16 protein-coding genes, 1 pseudogene and 1 other annotated feature are annotated in these 16,174 nt (G+C 46.2%); of the genes and pseudogenes, 16 read left to right on the top strand and 1 reads right to left on the bottom strand.

The window, feature by feature from the left end; genetic code table 11:
• Nucleotides 1–222 precede the first annotated feature (222 nt).
• From BTO30_RS05690 to BTO30_RS05670, 5 genes and pseudogenes are all read left to right on the top strand, one after another.
• On the top strand, nt 223–999 hold the full coding sequence (locus BTO30_RS05690; RefSeq protein WP_075397741.1) for a hypothetical protein: 777 nt from the start codon (nt 223–225) through the stop codon (nt 997–999).
• Nucleotides 1,000–1,002: 3 nt separating this feature from the next.
• Nucleotides 1,003–1,383 carry a GntR family transcriptional regulator gene (locus BTO30_RS05685; protein ID WP_075397740.1) on the top strand — a complete coding sequence of 127 codons (381 nt, stop codon included), beginning with the start codon at nt 1,003–1,005 and terminating at the stop codon, nt 1,381–1,383.
• Entirely contained in the window at nt 1,376–2,020 is a 645-nt protein-coding gene (locus BTO30_RS05680; protein WP_075397739.1) for an ATP-binding cassette domain-containing protein, read from the top strand. The genes BTO30_RS05685 and BTO30_RS05680 overlap by 8 nt, the downstream gene beginning before the upstream one ends.
• A pseudogene (locus BTO30_RS05675) lies at nt 2,017–2,926 on the top strand (ABC transporter ATP-binding protein). Before BTO30_RS05680 ends, BTO30_RS05675 begins: the two are co-directional and overlap by 4 nt.
• The gene (locus tag BTO30_RS05670) at nt 2,926–3,873 is read left to right on the top strand and encodes an ABC transporter permease (protein ID WP_075397738.1); all 948 of its coding nucleotides are present in this window, start codon (nt 2,926–2,928) and stop codon (nt 3,871–3,873) included. Before BTO30_RS05675 ends, BTO30_RS05670 begins: the two are co-directional and overlap by 1 nt.
• Nucleotides 3,874–3,955: 82 nt before the next feature.
• On the opposite strand, the gene BTO30_RS05665 is transcribed toward BTO30_RS05670, so the two are convergent.
• Complete coding sequence (locus BTO30_RS05665; RefSeq protein WP_075397737.1) at nt 3,956–5,224, bottom strand: replication-associated recombination protein A; 1,269 nt, start codon at nt 5,222–5,224, stop codon at nt 3,956–3,958.
• Between the two features lie 119 nt (nt 5,225–5,343).
• Here BTO30_RS05665 and BTO30_RS05660 point away from each other — a divergent pair, with 119 nt between their 5' ends.
• The 11 genes from BTO30_RS05660 (at nt 5,344) to BTO30_RS05615 (ending at nt 16,075) form a co-directional block, all read left to right on the top strand.
• Nucleotides 5,344–5,988, top strand: coding sequence for a YczE/YyaS/YitT family protein (locus BTO30_RS05660; RefSeq protein ID WP_245796344.1), 645 nt, complete (start codon nt 5,344–5,346; stop codon nt 5,986–5,988).
• A 4-nt stretch (nt 5,989–5,992) separates the two neighbouring features.
• Nucleotides 5,993–6,412, top strand: coding sequence for a cysteine metabolism transcriptional regulator CymR (gene cymR, locus BTO30_RS05655; RefSeq protein ID WP_075397736.1), 420 nt, complete (start codon nt 5,993–5,995; stop codon nt 6,410–6,412).
• A 12-nt stretch (nt 6,413–6,424) separates the two neighbouring features.
• Nucleotides 6,425–7,558 carry a cysteine desulfurase family protein gene (locus BTO30_RS05650; protein WP_075397735.1) on the top strand — a complete coding sequence of 378 codons (1,134 nt, stop codon included), beginning with the start codon at nt 6,425–6,427 and terminating at the stop codon, nt 7,556–7,558.
• Nucleotides 7,559–7,576: 18 nt separating this feature from the next.
• Entirely contained in the window at nt 7,577–8,689 is a 1,113-nt protein-coding gene (gene mnmA, locus BTO30_RS05645) for a tRNA 2-thiouridine(34) synthase MnmA (RefSeq protein ID WP_075397734.1), read from the top strand.
• A gap of 76 nt (nt 8,690–8,765) precedes the next feature.
• Nucleotides 8,766–9,422: a tetratricopeptide repeat protein gene (locus BTO30_RS05640; RefSeq protein WP_075397733.1), complete on the top strand. Its 657-nt coding sequence runs from the start codon at nt 8,766–8,768 to the stop codon at nt 9,420–9,422.
• Nucleotides 9,423–9,437: 15 nt separating this feature from the next.
• A complete protein-coding gene (gene recD2, locus BTO30_RS05635; RefSeq protein ID WP_075397732.1) occupies nt 9,438–11,816 on the top strand; it encodes an SF1B family DNA helicase RecD2 in 2,379 nt (792 codons plus the stop codon).
• A gap of 51 nt (nt 11,817–11,867) precedes the next feature.
• Nucleotides 11,868–12,032 carry a transcription initiation factor IIB family protein gene (locus BTO30_RS17355; RefSeq protein WP_169829348.1) on the top strand — a complete coding sequence of 55 codons (165 nt, stop codon included), beginning with the start codon at nt 11,868–11,870 and terminating at the stop codon, nt 12,030–12,032.
• Between the two features lie 55 nt (nt 12,033–12,087).
• Nucleotides 12,088–12,297 (top strand) — a binding site (T-box leader).
• A 77-nt stretch (nt 12,298–12,374) separates the two neighbouring features.
• Nucleotides 12,375–15,005 carry an alanine--tRNA ligase gene (alaS, locus tag BTO30_RS05630; RefSeq protein WP_075397731.1) on the top strand — a complete coding sequence of 877 codons (2,631 nt, stop codon included), beginning with the start codon at nt 12,375–12,377 and terminating at the stop codon, nt 15,003–15,005.
• Between the two features lie 79 nt (nt 15,006–15,084).
• Nucleotides 15,085–15,360 carry an IreB family regulatory phosphoprotein gene (locus tag BTO30_RS05625; protein WP_075397822.1) on the top strand — a complete coding sequence of 92 codons (276 nt, stop codon included), beginning with the start codon at nt 15,085–15,087 and terminating at the stop codon, nt 15,358–15,360.
• On the top strand, nt 15,357–15,773 hold the full coding sequence (ruvX, locus tag BTO30_RS05620; RefSeq protein WP_075397730.1) for a Holliday junction resolvase RuvX: 417 nt from the start codon (nt 15,357–15,359) through the stop codon (nt 15,771–15,773). The genes BTO30_RS05625 and ruvX overlap by 4 nt, the downstream gene beginning before the upstream one ends.
• Nucleotides 15,774–15,787: 14 nt before the next feature.
• Nucleotides 15,788–16,075: a DUF1292 domain-containing protein gene (locus BTO30_RS05615; protein ID WP_075397729.1), complete on the top strand. Its 288-nt coding sequence runs from the start codon at nt 15,788–15,790 to the stop codon at nt 16,073–16,075.
• Nucleotides 16,076–16,174 lie beyond the last annotated feature (99 nt).

Raw genomic sequence — 16,174 nt, 5'->3', positions numbered from 1 at the left:
CAATCGCGATGGATCAGGTCGATTGGCAAATGAATAAACTTGGTCTCAATGAAAAATCGATCACTACATTTTATTCGGAAACTCGTCACTGGGCAAACAAATGAAGTGAACCGTCAACCGCGTAAAAAGGTTGGCGGTTTTTTATTTGAAAAAAATGGTTGACGTGTATCTGTGCATTAGTGTACTATACAAATAGTACACTAATGCACGGGGTGATGATTCATGTTTAAAGGGTTATTGAAAAAGGATTTTTTGCTGATGAAAACGTACATGTGGGTTTGGCTGGGCGCTGTTGCCGTCATTTATGCAGCAGGAGCCGCGTTTGCTTCCTATCATGATCAATTTCATCTTATTTTCCCATTTTTAATGATGCTGTATATGGGGCATGTCGTCATGCTGCCGACTGCCGCCTGGATTCTGCTTAAAGCGGAAGAAAAAGGACAGTATTGGCTTCACGGGACAGCAGGTGGAGAGAAATTGCTTTTATCCAAAATGCTGATCTCATTTTTAGTCATGATGACATCGCTTTTTGTAACCAATGTGTTAATGCTCATTAGTATGATGATTTCCATGCCGGCTGATTTTGCTCTATTTGAAAATGGGGAATTTCCGGTCTTTGAAGGAGTGCTGCTAAATGGCGGCATTACATTAGGAGGATGTTACTTTACGTTATGGGGCTTGTTTTTATGGGCATTCTTCCATTCATTAACGAAATATCCGGCTCTCAAAAAGATTCGCTGGGTAATCATTATAGCGCTCTATCTTATTATTCAAACGGTTATTGCGAGAATAACGGAATGGAAAATGGTGCAGTCATTCTTTAATCAGTGGACGATACAAGTCGGCTTGCCTGAATCAAACATATGGGAATATGATGCCATGCGTTTTACGATAACTGGTGGAGAAATTCAAGTATGGCCGATCGTGCTGGGGGCGATTTATTTGCTCGTCTTGTTTCTGGCAACCGGGTGGCTACTTGATCGAAAAGTTGAGGTGTGAAAAATGAGCGCGGAATTTAAAACTTCAAAGCCGATTTACAGTCAGATTGCAGAAAGAATTATACAGCAGTTTGTACGCGGCGACCTTGCACCTGGCGAAAAGCTGCCTTCTGTTCGGGAAATGGCGATTCAGGCGGGTGTGAATCCAAATACCATTCAACGGACATATGGCGAACTTGAACGTCTCGGTGTCGTTGAAACAAAGCGGGGGCAGGGAACATTTATGACGGAAGAGAACGATATGAAACGTAAGCTGCGGATGGATATTCAGCGGGAAATGATTGCTGCCTTTATCGAAAACATGCGGAGCATTGGGTTTGAAGACCGGGAAATTCATGAGTCAGTGAACCAATTTTTGAATGGGGGAGAGAACGGCCATGATTGAATTAAGTCATGTGACGAAAGAGTATGGAAAACGGAAATCATTGGATGATGTGACCTTCACATTTGAAAAAGGAAAAGTGTATGGCATTCTTGGTCCGAACGGGAGCGGGAAAACAGCAGATCGAAAAATTGCTTCCAGCCTGGCATTCTTGTCTAGTGAAGGGATGTTATACCCGAGTTTTAAAATTGATCAAATGATCGATTATTTCCATTCGCAATACAGTGATTTTTCGTTGGAAAAAGCGGAAGAGCTGCTGACATTTATGGAGCTCGACCGCCATCAAAAAGTAAGTCAGTTGTCAAAAGGGCAGCAGGGCCGGTTGAAATTGCTGCTCGTGCTGTCGCGGCAGACGGATGTGCTTCTGCTGGATGAGCCGTTTATCGGTCTCGATCCGATGGTGCGGATGGTGCGGGACACGATTGTGAAAGGGCTCGTATCATTTATTGACTTTGGTAAACAGACCGTGATTATCACAACGCACGAAATAACAGAAATTGAGCCGGTGTTAGAAGAAGCGATCATCCTTGAAAAAGGAACCATTACCGCTCATTGTAATGTGGAAGAACTTCGTGAGGAGCAGGGCATATCGATGCTGGAATGGCTCAAAAATAACTTTAAAAAGGAGGAATTAGCGTGACGGCTGTGGTCCAGCTTGAAAATGTCTCGAAAACGATTAAAGGGAAAAAATCATTGATTCGCTTAACTTTACGATCCATGAAGGCGAGGTATTCGGGTTTCTCGGTCCAAATGGGGCCGGAAAAACAACAACAATCCGGATGATTGTCGGGCTGATGAAATTGTCTGAAGGTGACATTACCATCAGCGGCCATAGTATTCAAAACGAGTTTGAAGAAGCGGTCCAACATATTGGCGCCATTGTGGAAAACCCGGAAATGTATAAATTTTTAAGCGGCTATGACAACTTAAAGCAATATGCCCGAATGCAAAAAACGTGAAGTCCGAACGAATCGATGAAGTTGTGAAGCTCGTCGGACTGGAAGAGCGTATTCATGACAAGGTGAAAACCTATTCGCTTGGCATGAGGCAGCGTCTCGGGATCGCCCAGTCGATGCTTCATCCTCCGAAAGTACTCATTCTTGATGAACCGACGAATGGACTTGATCCGGCAGGGACTAAAGAGATACGCCAGTATATTCGTGATCTTGCTGAAAAGGAAGGCATGGCCGTCATTGTGTCGAGTCATTTGCTCAGTGAAATGGAAATGATGTGCGATCGGATCGGTATTTTGCAAAAAGGGAAGCTCATTGATGTACAGTCTGTCCAGGGATGGATGGAGGATGAATGTGACACGTACAGCATCGAAGTAAATGAAGCGGCAGCGATATATATGACAGCTGCTTTTACTGGTATCCGACCGGAAGTTTCAGGAAACTGTCTTACATTTCAGGCAGATAAGGAACAAATCCCTCTAATGATCCAGTTTCTTGCCGGAAAAGGGCTGTCCATTTACGAAGTGAAAAAAATATCTAAATCACTCGAAGAACGATTCCTTGATATCACAGAAAAACGGGAGGTTGTGTAATGATCGGGCTCATTCAAAACGAATGGATCAAATTGTTTAAGCGTCCAGGGACGTATGTGATGGTCGGGCTGTTATTGTTATTGGTGGCGGCGTTTGCAGGATTTACGAAGTATGATGAAAGCCGGCAGGAGAATGAACCGAACTGGGAGCAGACTGTTCAAGGTGAAAATGCGGCCTATCAGCAGCAATTGCAGAACGATCCGGATATGAATGCGGATCAAAAAGAGCACATTGAAGGACAAATGGCGATTAATGAGTATCGACTGGCGGAAAATAAACCGGTCACCACATCAGTCTCTATGTGGTCTTTTGTAGAAGCATCCAGTGATTTTCTTCAGTTTGCCGGATTGTTTATGATCATTGTGGCCGGCGGGATTGTGGCAAGTGAATATACATGGGGAACGATCAAGCTCTTATTAATTAGACCAATTGGGCGTTCCAGTATTTTGCTTTCAAAATATGCTGCAGTTATTTTGTTTGGAATGTTTATGATCAGTGTGTTATTTTTGTTCGCCGTCATTGTTGGAGCAGCCCTGTTTGGCATATCCGGTGAATCGGTTCATCTGGCGTATGTAAATGGTCAAATTGTTGAGCAAAATATGCTGCTTTATTTAATCAAAATGTATGCGATGAAGTCGGTTGATGTGTTTATGCTGGCGACAATGGCCTTTATGATTTCCACGGTGTTCCGCAGCAGTTCGCTTGCCATTGGGATTTCACTATTCCTGCTTTTCATGGGACCGAATGTAACCTATTTGCTTTCGGCAAGATACGATTGGGCGAAGTATAGTTTATTTGCCAACACGAACCTGTTCCAATACGAAACGGGAAGTGCGATGGTAGAAGGGATGACGATGGGCTTTTCGTTGATGGTTCTTGCTGTATACTACATTGCTTTCCAGCTGCTGGCGTTTTCTATCTTCTCAAAACGTGATGTAGCGGCCTGATTTTTTGTTTTTTTGTTATCGATAGGAAATCTCCTTAAATAATGAATAAGAACGCTGGAACCGTAAATGTCCCCGGCGTTCTTCATTTTTTCCCCTTTTGAATTTTTTCGTACACGCCTGACAGCGCCTGCTCAAACTTTCCGGTTGCTTTCGGTTCGTAATATCGCTTGTTTTTCAATGGATCCGGTAAATATTGCTGGGCGATCCAGCCGTTATCATAATCATGGGGATACTTGTAATCGATACCACGGCCGAGTTTTGCTGCACTTTTATAATGAGCATCTTTCAGGTGAGCGGGCACTTCACCGGCCCGTCCGGCTCGAATATCAGAGAGGGCGGCATCAATGGCTTTATAAGCCGAGTTTGATTTTGGTGATAAGCAAAGCTCGACCACCGCATTGGCCAAGGGGATGCGGGCTTCCGGAAATCCGAGCCGCTCGGCCGCTTCAACAGCTGAAAGTGTCCTTGCGCCAGCCTGCGGACTTGCAAGACCAATATCTTCATAGGCAATGACCACCAGTCTCCGCGCAATGCTGACGAGGTCACCCGCTTCGATTAGTCTGGCTAAATAATGCAGGGCAGCATTCACATCGCTTCCGCGGATCGACTTTTGGAATGCGCTCAGTACATCGTAGTGCGCATCGCCGTCTTTATCATGGGCAAAACTCTTTTGCTGCAGACACTCCTCGGCCGCTTCCAGTGTTACATGGATAATGCCATTTTCATCCGCCGGTGTAGATATGACGGCCAGTTCAAGGGCATTTAAAGAACTTCGCACGTCACCGCCGGATGCTTCGGCAAAATATTGGAGCGCTTCTTCGGCCACATCTGTTTTGTACGTGCCGAGTCCACGCTCTTCGTCTTCAAGCGCCCGGATCAGCAATGTTTTCACAGCATCGGGCGAAAGCGGCTTTACTTCGAAAATTTGACAGCGGCTCCTGATGGCGGGATTGATGGCATGGTACGGATTACTGGTCGTTGCGCCAATCAGTGTAATCATACCATTTTCTAAAAATGGTAATAAATAGTCCTGTTTTGCTTTGTCCAGCCTGTGCACTTCATCCAGCAGCAAAATGACTTTGCCGGACATTTTTGCTTCAGCCGCGACAACTTCCATATCTTTTTTATTGCTTGTGACCGCATTCAGCATCCTGAACGCGTATTTCGTGCTGCCCGCAATGGCACCGGCAATGGACGTTTTCCCTGTCCCGGGGGGGCCGTATAAAATCATCGATGACAGCTGTTTGGCGTCTGTCATGCGGCGGATGATCTTTCCTTCTCCTGTTAAATGCTCCTGGCCTGCGACTTCATCAATCGTGCGCGGCCGCATTCTGAACGCAAGCGGCTTCATAAAAAAACCCCTTTATTTGTCTTTTGTCCAACTGTATCATAATTCATAGTATTCCGGCATGTTTTTTGCCCATATAAAATGATATACTATAATAAGATTGCGATTGGAGTTTGCTGCTTGTGAATAAAAAAGGAAACATCGGTATTCGGCTGTCCATTTTTACAGCCGGTTTGTTTATTATGTCTTTTGGAATTGTTTTGCTCATTGAAGCAAATGTCGGCGCAACACCGTGGGACGCACTGCATGTCGGGCTGTATCAATTATTCGGTTTGACAGTCGGTACGTGGACGATGATTGCCGGCTTTTTTATTTTAATGCTCGGATCGCTTTATATAAAAGAATGGCCGCAAATTGGCGCCTATTTAAATATGGTGATGGTCGGTTTGTTTGTGGACTTCTTTTTATGGACACCATTTATTCAGACGCCAGCCACTTTGTTTGGCCAATGGATGATGTTTTTAGCCGGGGTTGTCATTCACGCCTATGGAATGTCATTTTACATTTCCGCACGGCTTGGTGCCGGTCCCCGGGATCATTTTATGCTGGCGCTGGTCCGCAAAAAAGGATGGAAAGTATCGAACATCCGCCGTGGAATGGAAGTCATTGTCATGGCGCTGGCCTTTCTGATTGGCGGACCGGTCAGCATCGGTACATTTATTTTCAGTTTGCTCATTGGTACGATGGTCGGTATTTCTTTGCCGCAATGTGAACGACTTTCAGATATAATTATAAACCATAGATTGAATCGAAAAGAAGAGGTGTAATAGGATGAGGATCTCCACTAAAGGACGCTACGGATTAACGATTATGATTGAACTGGCAAAACGGCACGGTGAAGGACCGACATCACTTCGTGTCATTGCGGGAGCACATGATTTATCGGAACACTATTTAGAGCAGCTCATTGCGCCGCTGCGAAACGCGGGATTTGTGCGAAGCATCCGCGGAGCATATGGCGGCTATGTACTTGGCCATGAACCGGAAACGATCACGGCAGGGGATATTATTCGTGTACTTGAAGGGCCGATTACTCTTGTGGAAGGCATTGAAGAAGAAGAGCCTGCCAAAAGAGAACTCTGGATCCGAATCAGCGAAGCAATTAAAAATGTGCTTGAAAACACGACGCTTGATGACCTGGCGAATCATACAACGATTACGGAATCAGATGCTTATATGTTTTATATTTAACGAGGTGTTAAAATGGAAAGAATTTATTTAGATCACGCCGCCACGTCACCAGTTCACCCCGATGCGGCACAAGCGATGATGGACGTGTTAACCGGTACGTTCGGCAATCCATCAAGCATTCATTCATTTGGACGGGACGCCCGCCGGATTGTCGACGAAGCGCGTACCGCCATTGCCGGCACGATAAACGCCGGCTTTAATGATATTATTTTTACAGGAGGCGGTACGGAAGCAGACAATATGGCTATTTTCGGTACGGCCCGGTTACGGAAAAAGGGACATATCATCACTACGGCCATTGAACATCACGCTGTTTTGCATGCATGCGAAACGCTTGAAAAAGAAGGATTTGATGTGACGTATTTGCCTGTTGATGAAACAGGTGTCGTATCTGCTGCTGACGTAAAATCAGCAATTCGGGACGATACCATCCTTGTATCCATTATGTATGGCAACAACGAAACAGGAGCGATCCAGCCAATTAAAGAAATCGGCGGACTGCTCCGTGAGCATCCTGCGGCATTCCATGTGGATGCTGTTCAGGCGTATGGTATTTTACCAATAGATGTAAAAGTATTACAGGTCGATTTTCTTGCGGTTTCCGGACATAAAATTAACGGGCCGAAGGGGATCGGCATTTTGTACGCAAAAAATGGTGTACCGTTGTCTCCGCTTTTATTTGGCGGCGAGCAGGAGCGAAAACGTCGTGCAGGAACGGAAAATACCGCGGCGATCGCCGGCATGGCGGCTGCTGCTTCCATAGCGGTTCAATCGATTGACGAAAGAACGGCTTTTTATAAACGATTAAAGTCCATTTTTATGGAAACACTGCAGAAAAATGGGGCATCATTTTCTCAAAACAGCAAAGTTGAACACTCCCTTGCGCATGTGCTAAACTTGTCTTTTCCCGGAACAGATGTAGAAGCGTTCCTTGTGAATCTTGATATGGAAGGAATCGCCGCTTCAAGCGGATCTGCCTGCACAGCAGGGTCAATCGAACCGTCTCATGTATTGACGGCGATGTTCGGACCTGACTCTGACAAACTGCGCTCATCGATCCGGTTCAGCTTCGGGTTAAATAATACAGAAGAACAAATTGAACGGGCAGCAGTGAAGACGGCGGAAATCGTCAAGCGGCTGTCGTAGGAAAGAGAGAGGGAAGAAATGAAAGCACCGAAAGATACACGTGTTGTCGTTGGTATGTCAGGCGGCGTCGATTCTTCGGTTGCGGCTCTTTTGTTGAAAGAGCAAGGGTATGACGTCATCGGCATCTTTATGAAAAACTGGGATGATACAGATGAATTTGGCGTCTGCACGGCGACGGAAGATTATGATGATGTCATCCGCGTCTGCAATCAAATTGGCATTCCATATTACGCGGTCAATTTTGAAAAGCAGTACTGGGACAAAGTATTTACGTATTTTTTAGATGAATATAAAGCAGGACGCACTCCGAATCCGGACGTCATGTGCAATAAAGAAATTAAATTTAAAGCGTTTCTTGATCATGCGATGAAGCTTGGCGCTGATTATTTGGCAACGGGCCACTATGCGCGTATTGACCGGAGCGGCGATGAAGTGAAAATGCTGCGCGGTGTCGATAACAATAAAGATCAGACGTACTTTTTAAATCAGCTGTCACAGAGCCAGCTGGAAAAAGTGCTGTTCCCGATCGGTGAGCTTGAGAAAAAGCGCGTTCGGGAAATTGCGGCGGAAGCAGGTCTTGCGACGGCGGCGAAAAAAGATTCCACCGGTATTTGCTTTATCGGCGAACGTAACTTTAAAGAATTTTTAGGCCAGTACTTGCCTGCACAGCCCGGCGACATGGTCACGTTCACCGGTGAAAAACTGGGGCGTCATGACGGATTAATGTATTATACAATCGGGCAGCGTCATGGCCTTGGAATCGGCGGAAGCGGCGATCCATGGTTTGTCGGCGGCAAAGACCTTGAGAAAAATGAGCTGTACGTTGTGCAGGGATTTGATAACGAGAAACTGTACTCGGATTCATTAACGGCAGTGAACGTCAGCTTCACATCCGACCGTGCTATGCCGCACACTTTCCGCTGTACAGCGAAATTCCGCTATCGTCAGGCCGATACAGGCGTTACCGTCCGGTTAATTGGGAGCGGACAGGCACACGTGACATTTGATGAGCCCGTCCGTGCCATCACACCCGGTCAGGCAGTCGTTTTCTACGACGGCGACATCTGTCTCGGCGGAGGAACCATTGATGAAGTGTTTAAAGAAGGCAAACAGCTTGATTATGTCGGCTGAACCAGATCCGCTCCATTTCCACGTGGAGCGGTTTTCTTTGTTATAATGAATAAAAATAGATTATCGGAGGCTGCACATGGATAAAAACCAACAAGGTATCGAATTATTACAGGAAGGGAAATGGGAAGACGCATTAAAGCTTTTTACGGAACAGATTGAAGAAAAACCGAACGACCCGGCCGCATATATTAATTTCGGGCATGTGCTGGCGGAAATGAACGATGCGGAGCGGGCGCTGAAGTTTTATAAAAAAGCAGTGGAAGTGGACCATGAAGCGAGTGCCGCCCATTATGCGCTTGGTTCTTTTTACTTTGGCCGGGAGCGGTTTGAAGAAGCGGCTCAGTCTTTTGAAAAATCGATCCGCAATGGAATGGAAGAATCGGATTCCTATTTCATGCTGGGACTTTCTTTTTTATATCTCGATCAAACCGTTATGGCGCTGCCGTACTTAATGCGGGCGGTGGAACTGGACGGAAATGATACAGAAGCAAGGTTCCAGTTCGCGCTTGCGCTGGCGAAAACAGAACAGTATGAGGAAGCGGAAAAAAATCTTCATATCGTCATCAGCCAGGACCCTCATCACGCGGATGCTTACTACAATCTTGGCGTGCTGTATGCCGGCCATAATGAAAATGCGGAAAAAGCGCATGAATGCTTTGATAAAGCACTTGAGATTCAGCCGGACCATATGCTGGCGGGGTACGGGAAAAAATTGCTTGAAAAAGCCGAATAAGCAGGGGGAGCAGACGTGGCGCAGGAGAAAAGGGGCTTATTTATAGAAGACGAACAGTTTCTTAAAGGCCGGCACATTGTAACGATCTTCCGGAACGATGAAAATTTTTATACGGTTCTTCGCGTCCGCGTCACTGAAACGGACGGGAATTACGAAGAAAAAGAAGCGGTTGTGACGGGCTATTTTCCGGCTGTTCATGAACATGAAATGTACGTATTTTCCGGCGTTTTTAAAGACCATCCAAGGTTCGGCCGTCAATTTATTGCCCGGACAGCCCAAAAAGAAATGCCGCAGACGAAGCAGGGCGTCATCGCTTATTTGTCGGGGGACCTCTTTAAAGGAATCGGCAAAAAAACAGCGGAGAGCATAGTGGAAACGCTGGGCGAGCAGGCGATTTCGAAAATTATTGCGGACAAAAACTGCTTGAAAAAAGTGCCGAAGCTTTCCGGTGAAAAGGCGCAGTTTTTATATGAGACGTTAATGAAACATCAAGGTCTTGAACAAATCATGATCGCGCTGAACGACTTCGGCTTTGGGCCGCAGCTGGCCATGAAAATTTACCAGATGTACTATGATGAATCACTCAGTATCATTCAGGAAAACCCGTATCGGCTCGTTGAAGACATTGAAGGAATCGGTTTTATACGGGCGGATGAAATCGGTGCGAAAATTGGCATTAGCGGCGCGCATCCGGACCGGCTGAAAGCAGCCATTTTATATTCGCTCGAACTTCAATGCCTTCAGGATGGACACTGTTACGTTGAAGCAGACAGCCTCTTAAAGCATGTAAAAGAGCTGCTTGATAAAAGTGCAAACGGAACAGCTGAATTTGATATCATCGCGAAACGGCTGATCGAACTTGAAGAAGAAGGAAAAGTTTCCGGGGAAGAGAAGCGCATTTATATGCCATCTCTTTATTTCTCAGAAAAAGGACTGGTCACAAATATACAGCGTGTATTGGATCAGGAAGAACAATCATTTCCAGAGTCCGAATTTTTACTCGCACTCGGTGACCTCGAAGACCGGACCGGCATCGCATACGCTCCTTCACAAAAACAGGCCATTCAAACCGCGTTGTCCTCGCCTTTAATGATTCTAACTGGCGGACCGGGCACAGGGAAAACAACCGTTATAAAAGGAATTGTTGAGCTGTACGGTGAATTGCACGGCCTGTCCCTTGATCCAAAACAGTATGATAAAGAAGAACCGTTTCCGATTAAACTTTGTGCGCCGACAGGACGTGCCGCAAAGCGGATGATGGAGTCAACCGGTTTGCCCGCTGTGACCATTCACCGTCTGCTTGGGTTTAACGGGCAGGAAGAGCCGGATGAAGAAGGGAAAGAAATTACCGGACGGCTTCTTATTGTCGATGAAATGTCCATGGTGGACATCTGGCTTGCCCATCAATTATTTAAAGCGGTTCCGGACGATATGCAAATTGTGCTCGTCGGTGATGAAGACCAGCTGCCGTCTGTCGGTCCCGGGCAGGTATTAAAAGATATGCTGGCATCCGGCGTAATTCCGTCTGTCCGCCTGACCGATATTTACCGGCAGGAAGAAGGCTCGTCGATTATCAGTCTGGCGCACAGTATAAAAGATGGACATGTACCGGAAACGCTGACTCATCCGCAAAAAGACCGGTCATTTATCCGCTGCCGGACCGAGCAAATTCCGGAAGTGATTGAGAAAGTGGTGAAAAACGCGGCTGGAAAAGGGTATGAACCACGTGACATTCAAGTGCTTGCCCCGATGTATAAAGGACCGGCCGGTATTGATAAACTGAATGAAGTGCTGCAAACGGTGCTCAATCCAAACGAAGACGGCCGCCGGAAAGAACTGCAATTTGGAACAGTTAAATACCGGATTGGCGATAAGGTGCTGCAGCTTGTCAACCAGCCGGAGCAACAAGTATTCAACGGTGACATCGGCGAAATTATTTCGATTTTTTTTGCGAAAGAAAATACGGAAAAAGAAGACATGGTCATCGTCTCTTATGAAGGAAATGAAGTGACGTATACACGAAATGATTTGAATCAAATCACACACGCCTTTTGCTGCTCCATCCATAAATCGCAAGGGAGCGAGTTTCCAATTGTCATTTTGCCGGTCGTCAAAAGTTACTACAGGATGCTGCGGCGCAATTTGCTTTATACAGCAATTACGCGCAGCAAGCAGTTTCTCATTTTATGCGGCGAAGAAGAGGCTTTTCACATCGGCATCGCGCGAAACGATGATCTTATCCGGAAAACAGCACTCGCACAAAGGCTCGCTGTGTATGATGAGAAGGAAGCTGAACATCGGGAGGCAGAGAAGCTGACAGAAGATTCATGGATGAACATTGATCCGATGATCGGCATGGAAGGCATCACTCCGTATGATTTTATGCGGGCATAAACCTCACCCGATTTGGACATACTGCTTTTAAAAAAGGCAGGAGTGAACAAGATGCAATCATGTCCGAACTGCGGCAGTAATGAAGTGGGGAAAATCGGGACCGGCCAGTATTTTTGCCGCGACTGCTGTGTGGAAATGTCGGAACTCGAAGGCGGACTCGTCATCCATCAGGTTGAAGAAGACGGATCGCTCAGCCCGATTGATGAATGGTCGTGAGTTTCATTGACAAACGCCCGAATCCTTTTTATAATTCGGGTATCAATTTTTTTTTGACAAATCGGAGAAGGACAAAAGTACATCATAGCCCATTCGACTAGAGAGGAATTCCCTTAGGCTGAAAGGAATTCGGGATGAAGAATGATGGAAAGCTAGGTCCCGAGTGCAGCAATTACTGCCGTTTGCCGCGTTAAGGCGTTTGAGAGGCGGATGATAACGATGATCCGCAATCAGGGTGGTACCGCGAACAAGCTTCGTCCCTGTTAGGGGATGGGGCTTTTTTTGCTGTCTTTTCGTTCTTTTCCGGACGTATACATACATGTAATTGAGGAGGAATTGTTGATGAAAGCATTATCCGGCGCTGATATCCGCCGTCTGTATTTAGAATTTTTCCAGGAAAAAGGGCATCGCGTAGAACCGAGTGCACCGCTTGTTCCTATTGATGATCCGAGCCTGCTCTGGATTAACAGCGGCGTCGCGACATTGAAAAAATATTTTGATGGCCGCATTATTCCCGACAACCCGCGCATTACCAACGCACAGAAATCCATTCGGACAAATGATATTGAAAACGTGGGGAAAACAGCGCGCCATCATACATTTTTCGAAATGCTCGGAAACTTTTCAATCGGTGAATATTTCAAAAAAGAAGCGATTCACTGGGCATGGGAATTTTTAACCGACGAAAAATGGATCGGGTTTGATCCGGAAAAATTATCGGTGACCATTCACCCGGAAGATGAAGAAGCATATTTAATCTGGAAAAATGAAGTCGGCGTTCCGGACGAGCGAATTATCCGTCTTGAGGGGAATTTCTGGGATATCGGCGAAGGTCCATCCGGCCCGAATACGGAAATTTTCTATGACCGCGGAGCCGAATACGGCGATGACGAACATGACCCGGAATTGTTCCCGGGCGGCGAAAATGATCGTTATCTTGAAGTATGGAATCTTGTATTCTCTGAATTCAACCATAATCCGGACGGCACGTACACGCCGCTTCCTAAGAAAAATATTGATACAGGGATGGGTCTTGAGCGGATGGCATCAGTCGTTCAAAATGTACCGACAAACTTCGACACGGATTTATTTATGCCGATCATTCGTGAAACAGAGCACATTTCTGGTGAAAAATACCGCGTCGATGCGGAAAAGGATACCGCGTTTAAAGTGATCGCCGACCATATCCGCACCGTTGCCTTTGCGATCGGAGACGGGGCGCTGCCGTCAAATGAAGGACGGGGCTATGTGCTGCGCCGTTTGCTGCGCCGTGCGGTCCGCTATGCGAAACAAATCGGCATTAACCGTCCATTTATGTATGAACTTGTGCCGGTTGTCGGTGATGTTATGAAAGACTACTATCCGGAAGTAAGTGAAAAAGCGGCATTTATTCAAAAGGTCATTAAGAATGAAGAAGAACGATTCCATGAGACGTTGAATGAAGGACTGGCTATTTTGTCATCGGTTATTGAAAAAGCGAAAGCATCCGGATCGGATACGATCGCGGGCGCTGATATTTTCCGTTTGTACGATACATACGGCTTCCCGGTTGAATTGACGGAAGAATATGCGGAAGAAGAAGGCATGAAAGCGGACCATGCAGGCTTTGAAGCGGAAATGAAGCAGCAGCGTGACCGCGCCCGTGCAGCCCGCCAGGATACCGATTCAATGCAAGTACAGGGCGGTGTATTGTCGTCTGTTACCGCAGAGAGTACATTCACATATGATCGTCTTACAGTTGAAACAACGGTCGCTGTGATCATTAAAGATGGCGTATTGGCTGATGAAGCGCATGAAGGCGATGAAATTCAATTTATTTTAACGGAGACCCCGTTTTATGCGGAAAGCGGCGGACAGATTGCCGATAAAGGCGTTCTTGAATCTGATAAAGTACGAGTTTTTGTGAAAGACGTACAAAAAGCGCCGAACGGACAAAATGTTCACAGTGCTGTGGTCGAAAGCGGTACATTGAAAGCAAACAGCAGCGTGACAGCAAAGGTAGATGTCGTGTCACGCGGGAAAATCGTTAAAAACCATACCGCAACGCATTTGATGCACCAAGCATTAAAAGATGTGCTCGGTACACATGTCAACCAGGCGGGCTCACTTGTAGAACCGGATCGCCTTCGCTTCGATTTCTCACATTTCGGTCAGGTTACTGCAGAGGAAATCGCTCAGGTTGAAACGATCGTAAATGAGAAAATTTGGCAGGGTATTGCAGTAGAAACGGCCCTTAAACCGATTGCGGAAGCGAAAGCAATGGGGGCAATGGCGCTGTTCGGCGAAAAATACGGCGATATTGTCCGCGTTGTCTCAATCGGGGATTACAGCTTAGAGCTTTGCGGTGGATGCCATGTCGTTAATACAGCTGAAATCGGATTGTTTAAAGTGCTGTCCGAGAGCGGTATTGGTGCGGGTACTCGTCGTATTGAAGCCGTGACGGGTGAAGGTGCGTACCATTATTTGAACGGCCAGGCACAAGTGCTGAAAGAAGCCGCGGCTAAATTAAAAACAAACCCGAAAGATATTTTAGTGAAAGCGGATAGCCTGCAGGCGGAATTAAAAGATTTACAGCGTGAAAATGAATCACTTTCAAAAAAATTGTCCAATATAGAAGCAGGCAGTTTAACAGATCAGGTTCAAATGATTAACGGCATTCAGCTTCTTGCGGCAAGTGTTCAAGCAGCGGATATGAACGCACTGCGTACAATGGCAGATGAACTGAAGCAAAAAGTAACACCAGGCATCATCGTGCTGATCGCGCCGGCGGACGGCAAAGTAAATGTCGTCACAGCCGTAACGGGTGATTTGACCGAGAAAGGCTATCATGCTGGAAAACTCGTCAAAGAAGTGGCAGGCCGGCTTGGCGGCGGCGGCGGTGGACGTGCGGATATGGCACAGGCAGGCGGAAAAGATCCATCTAAAATAGAGGAAGCATTACAAAGTGCTGAAGAATGGGTCAAATCCATTTGAATATGTCGCCATTTGTTGTACAATGAACATACGTACAGGAGCGGGCAACATTCTCCCCGCATGAAGTGAGGTGCTGACAGTGAGTTCTTTTGACAAGACGATGCGGTTTAACTTCCCGGAAGAACCGTATGAAGAAAATGTAAAAGAAGTATTGTTTAAAGTGCACGGAGCGCTTGAAGAAAAAGGCTACAATCCGATCAATCAAATCGTCGGCTATTTGCTTTCAGGCGATCCTGCGTACATTCCGCGTCATAACGATGCACGCAATTTAATTCGCCGCCTCGAACGGGATGAAATCATTGAAGAACTTGTCAAAACGTACTTGGATAAGCAGCAGGAGGATCGGACATCATGAGAACGATGGGCCTTGACGCCGGCACGAAAACAGTAGGCATTGCCATCAGCGATGCATTTGGCTGGACAGCGCAGGGCATTGAAACGATAAAGATTGACGAAGAAGCGGGCATTTTCGGCATGGAACGGATCGGCGAACTGTGCCGCGAGCATGAGGTAAGCAAATTCGTCGTCGGGTTTCCAAAAAACATGAACAATACAGTCGGTCCCCGAGGGGAAGCGGCACAGCGTTTTGCTGCGCTTCTCGAGGAAACGTTCGGCTTCCCAGTTGTACTTTGGGATGAGCGGCTGACAACAATGGCAGCAGAGCGAGTATTGCTCGAAGCGGATGTCAGCCGGAAAAAACGAAAAAAAGTGATCGATAAAATGGCTGCGGTGATGATCCTGCAAGGATATCTGGACAGTCAAAAATAATGAGGTGACCAATAATGGAACATGGCGAAAAACAAATTACAGTAATCGATGAAAATGGAAATGAGCAGCTTTGTGAAGTGCTTTTTACATTTGATTCAGATGAATTCGAAAAATCATACGTTCTTTATTTTCCGGTAGGGGCTGAGGAAGACGATAATGAAGAAATCGAAATTCATGCTTCTTCTTTCCTTCCAGGTGATGACGGGGAAGATGGTGAACTTCAGCCGATCGAATCGGATGAAGAATGGGAAATGATTGAGGAAATGCTCAATACATTCCTTGACGACGAAGAACAGGAATAATTTTGACGGACAGGTGTCTCTTTGACACCTGTTCTTTTTCTTTTGCCATCATTCTTGTATAATAAAGAAAAATGCAGGATGTTGTCGAAAGGAGATTTT

The organism is Domibacillus antri (assembly GCF_001936625.1).
Lineage (GTDB): Bacteria > Bacillota > Bacilli > Bacillales > Domibacillaceae > Domibacillus > Domibacillus antri.
This window is presented reverse-complemented; position numbering and strand designations above follow the sequence as displayed.

Bases quoted from the DNA above. Each gene is read 5' to 3' on its own strand.
- BTO30_RS05650 (WP_075397735.1), top strand. From the start codon at position 6,425: ATGGAAAGAATTTATTTAGATCACGCCGCCACGTCACCAGTTCACCCC.
- BTO30_RS05615 (WP_075397729.1), top strand. From the start codon at position 15,788: ATGGAACATGGCGAAAAACAAATTACAGTAATCGATGAAAATGGAAAT.
- BTO30_RS17355 (WP_169829348.1), top strand. From the start codon at position 11,868: ATGCAATCATGTCCGAACTGCGGCAGTAATGAAGTGGGGAAAATCGGG.
- BTO30_RS05670 (WP_075397738.1), top strand. From the start codon at position 2,926: ATGATCGGGCTCATTCAAAACGAATGGATCAAATTGTTTAAGCGTCCA.
- cymR (WP_075397736.1), top strand. From the start codon at position 5,993: ATGAGGATCTCCACTAAAGGACGCTACGGATTAACGATTATGATTGAA.
- BTO30_RS05640 (WP_075397733.1), top strand. From the start codon at position 8,766: ATGGATAAAAACCAACAAGGTATCGAATTATTACAGGAAGGGAAATGG.
- BTO30_RS05680 (WP_075397739.1), top strand. From the start codon at position 1,376: ATGATTGAATTAAGTCATGTGACGAAAGAGTATGGAAAACGGAAATCA.
- BTO30_RS05685 (WP_075397740.1), top strand. From the start codon at position 1,003: ATGAGCGCGGAATTTAAAACTTCAAAGCCGATTTACAGTCAGATTGCA.
- alaS (WP_075397731.1), top strand. From the start codon at position 12,375: ATGAAAGCATTATCCGGCGCTGATATCCGCCGTCTGTATTTAGAATTT.
- BTO30_RS05690 (WP_075397741.1), top strand. From the start codon at position 223: ATGTTTAAAGGGTTATTGAAAAAGGATTTTTTGCTGATGAAAACGTAC.
- ruvX (WP_075397730.1), top strand. From the start codon at position 15,357: ATGAGAACGATGGGCCTTGACGCCGGCACGAAAACAGTAGGCATTGCC.
- mnmA (WP_075397734.1), top strand. From the start codon at position 7,577: ATGAAAGCACCGAAAGATACACGTGTTGTCGTTGGTATGTCAGGCGGC.
- BTO30_RS05665 (WP_075397737.1), bottom strand. From the start codon at position 5,224: ATGAAGCCGCTTGCGTTCAGAATGCGGCCGCGCACGATTGATGAAGTC.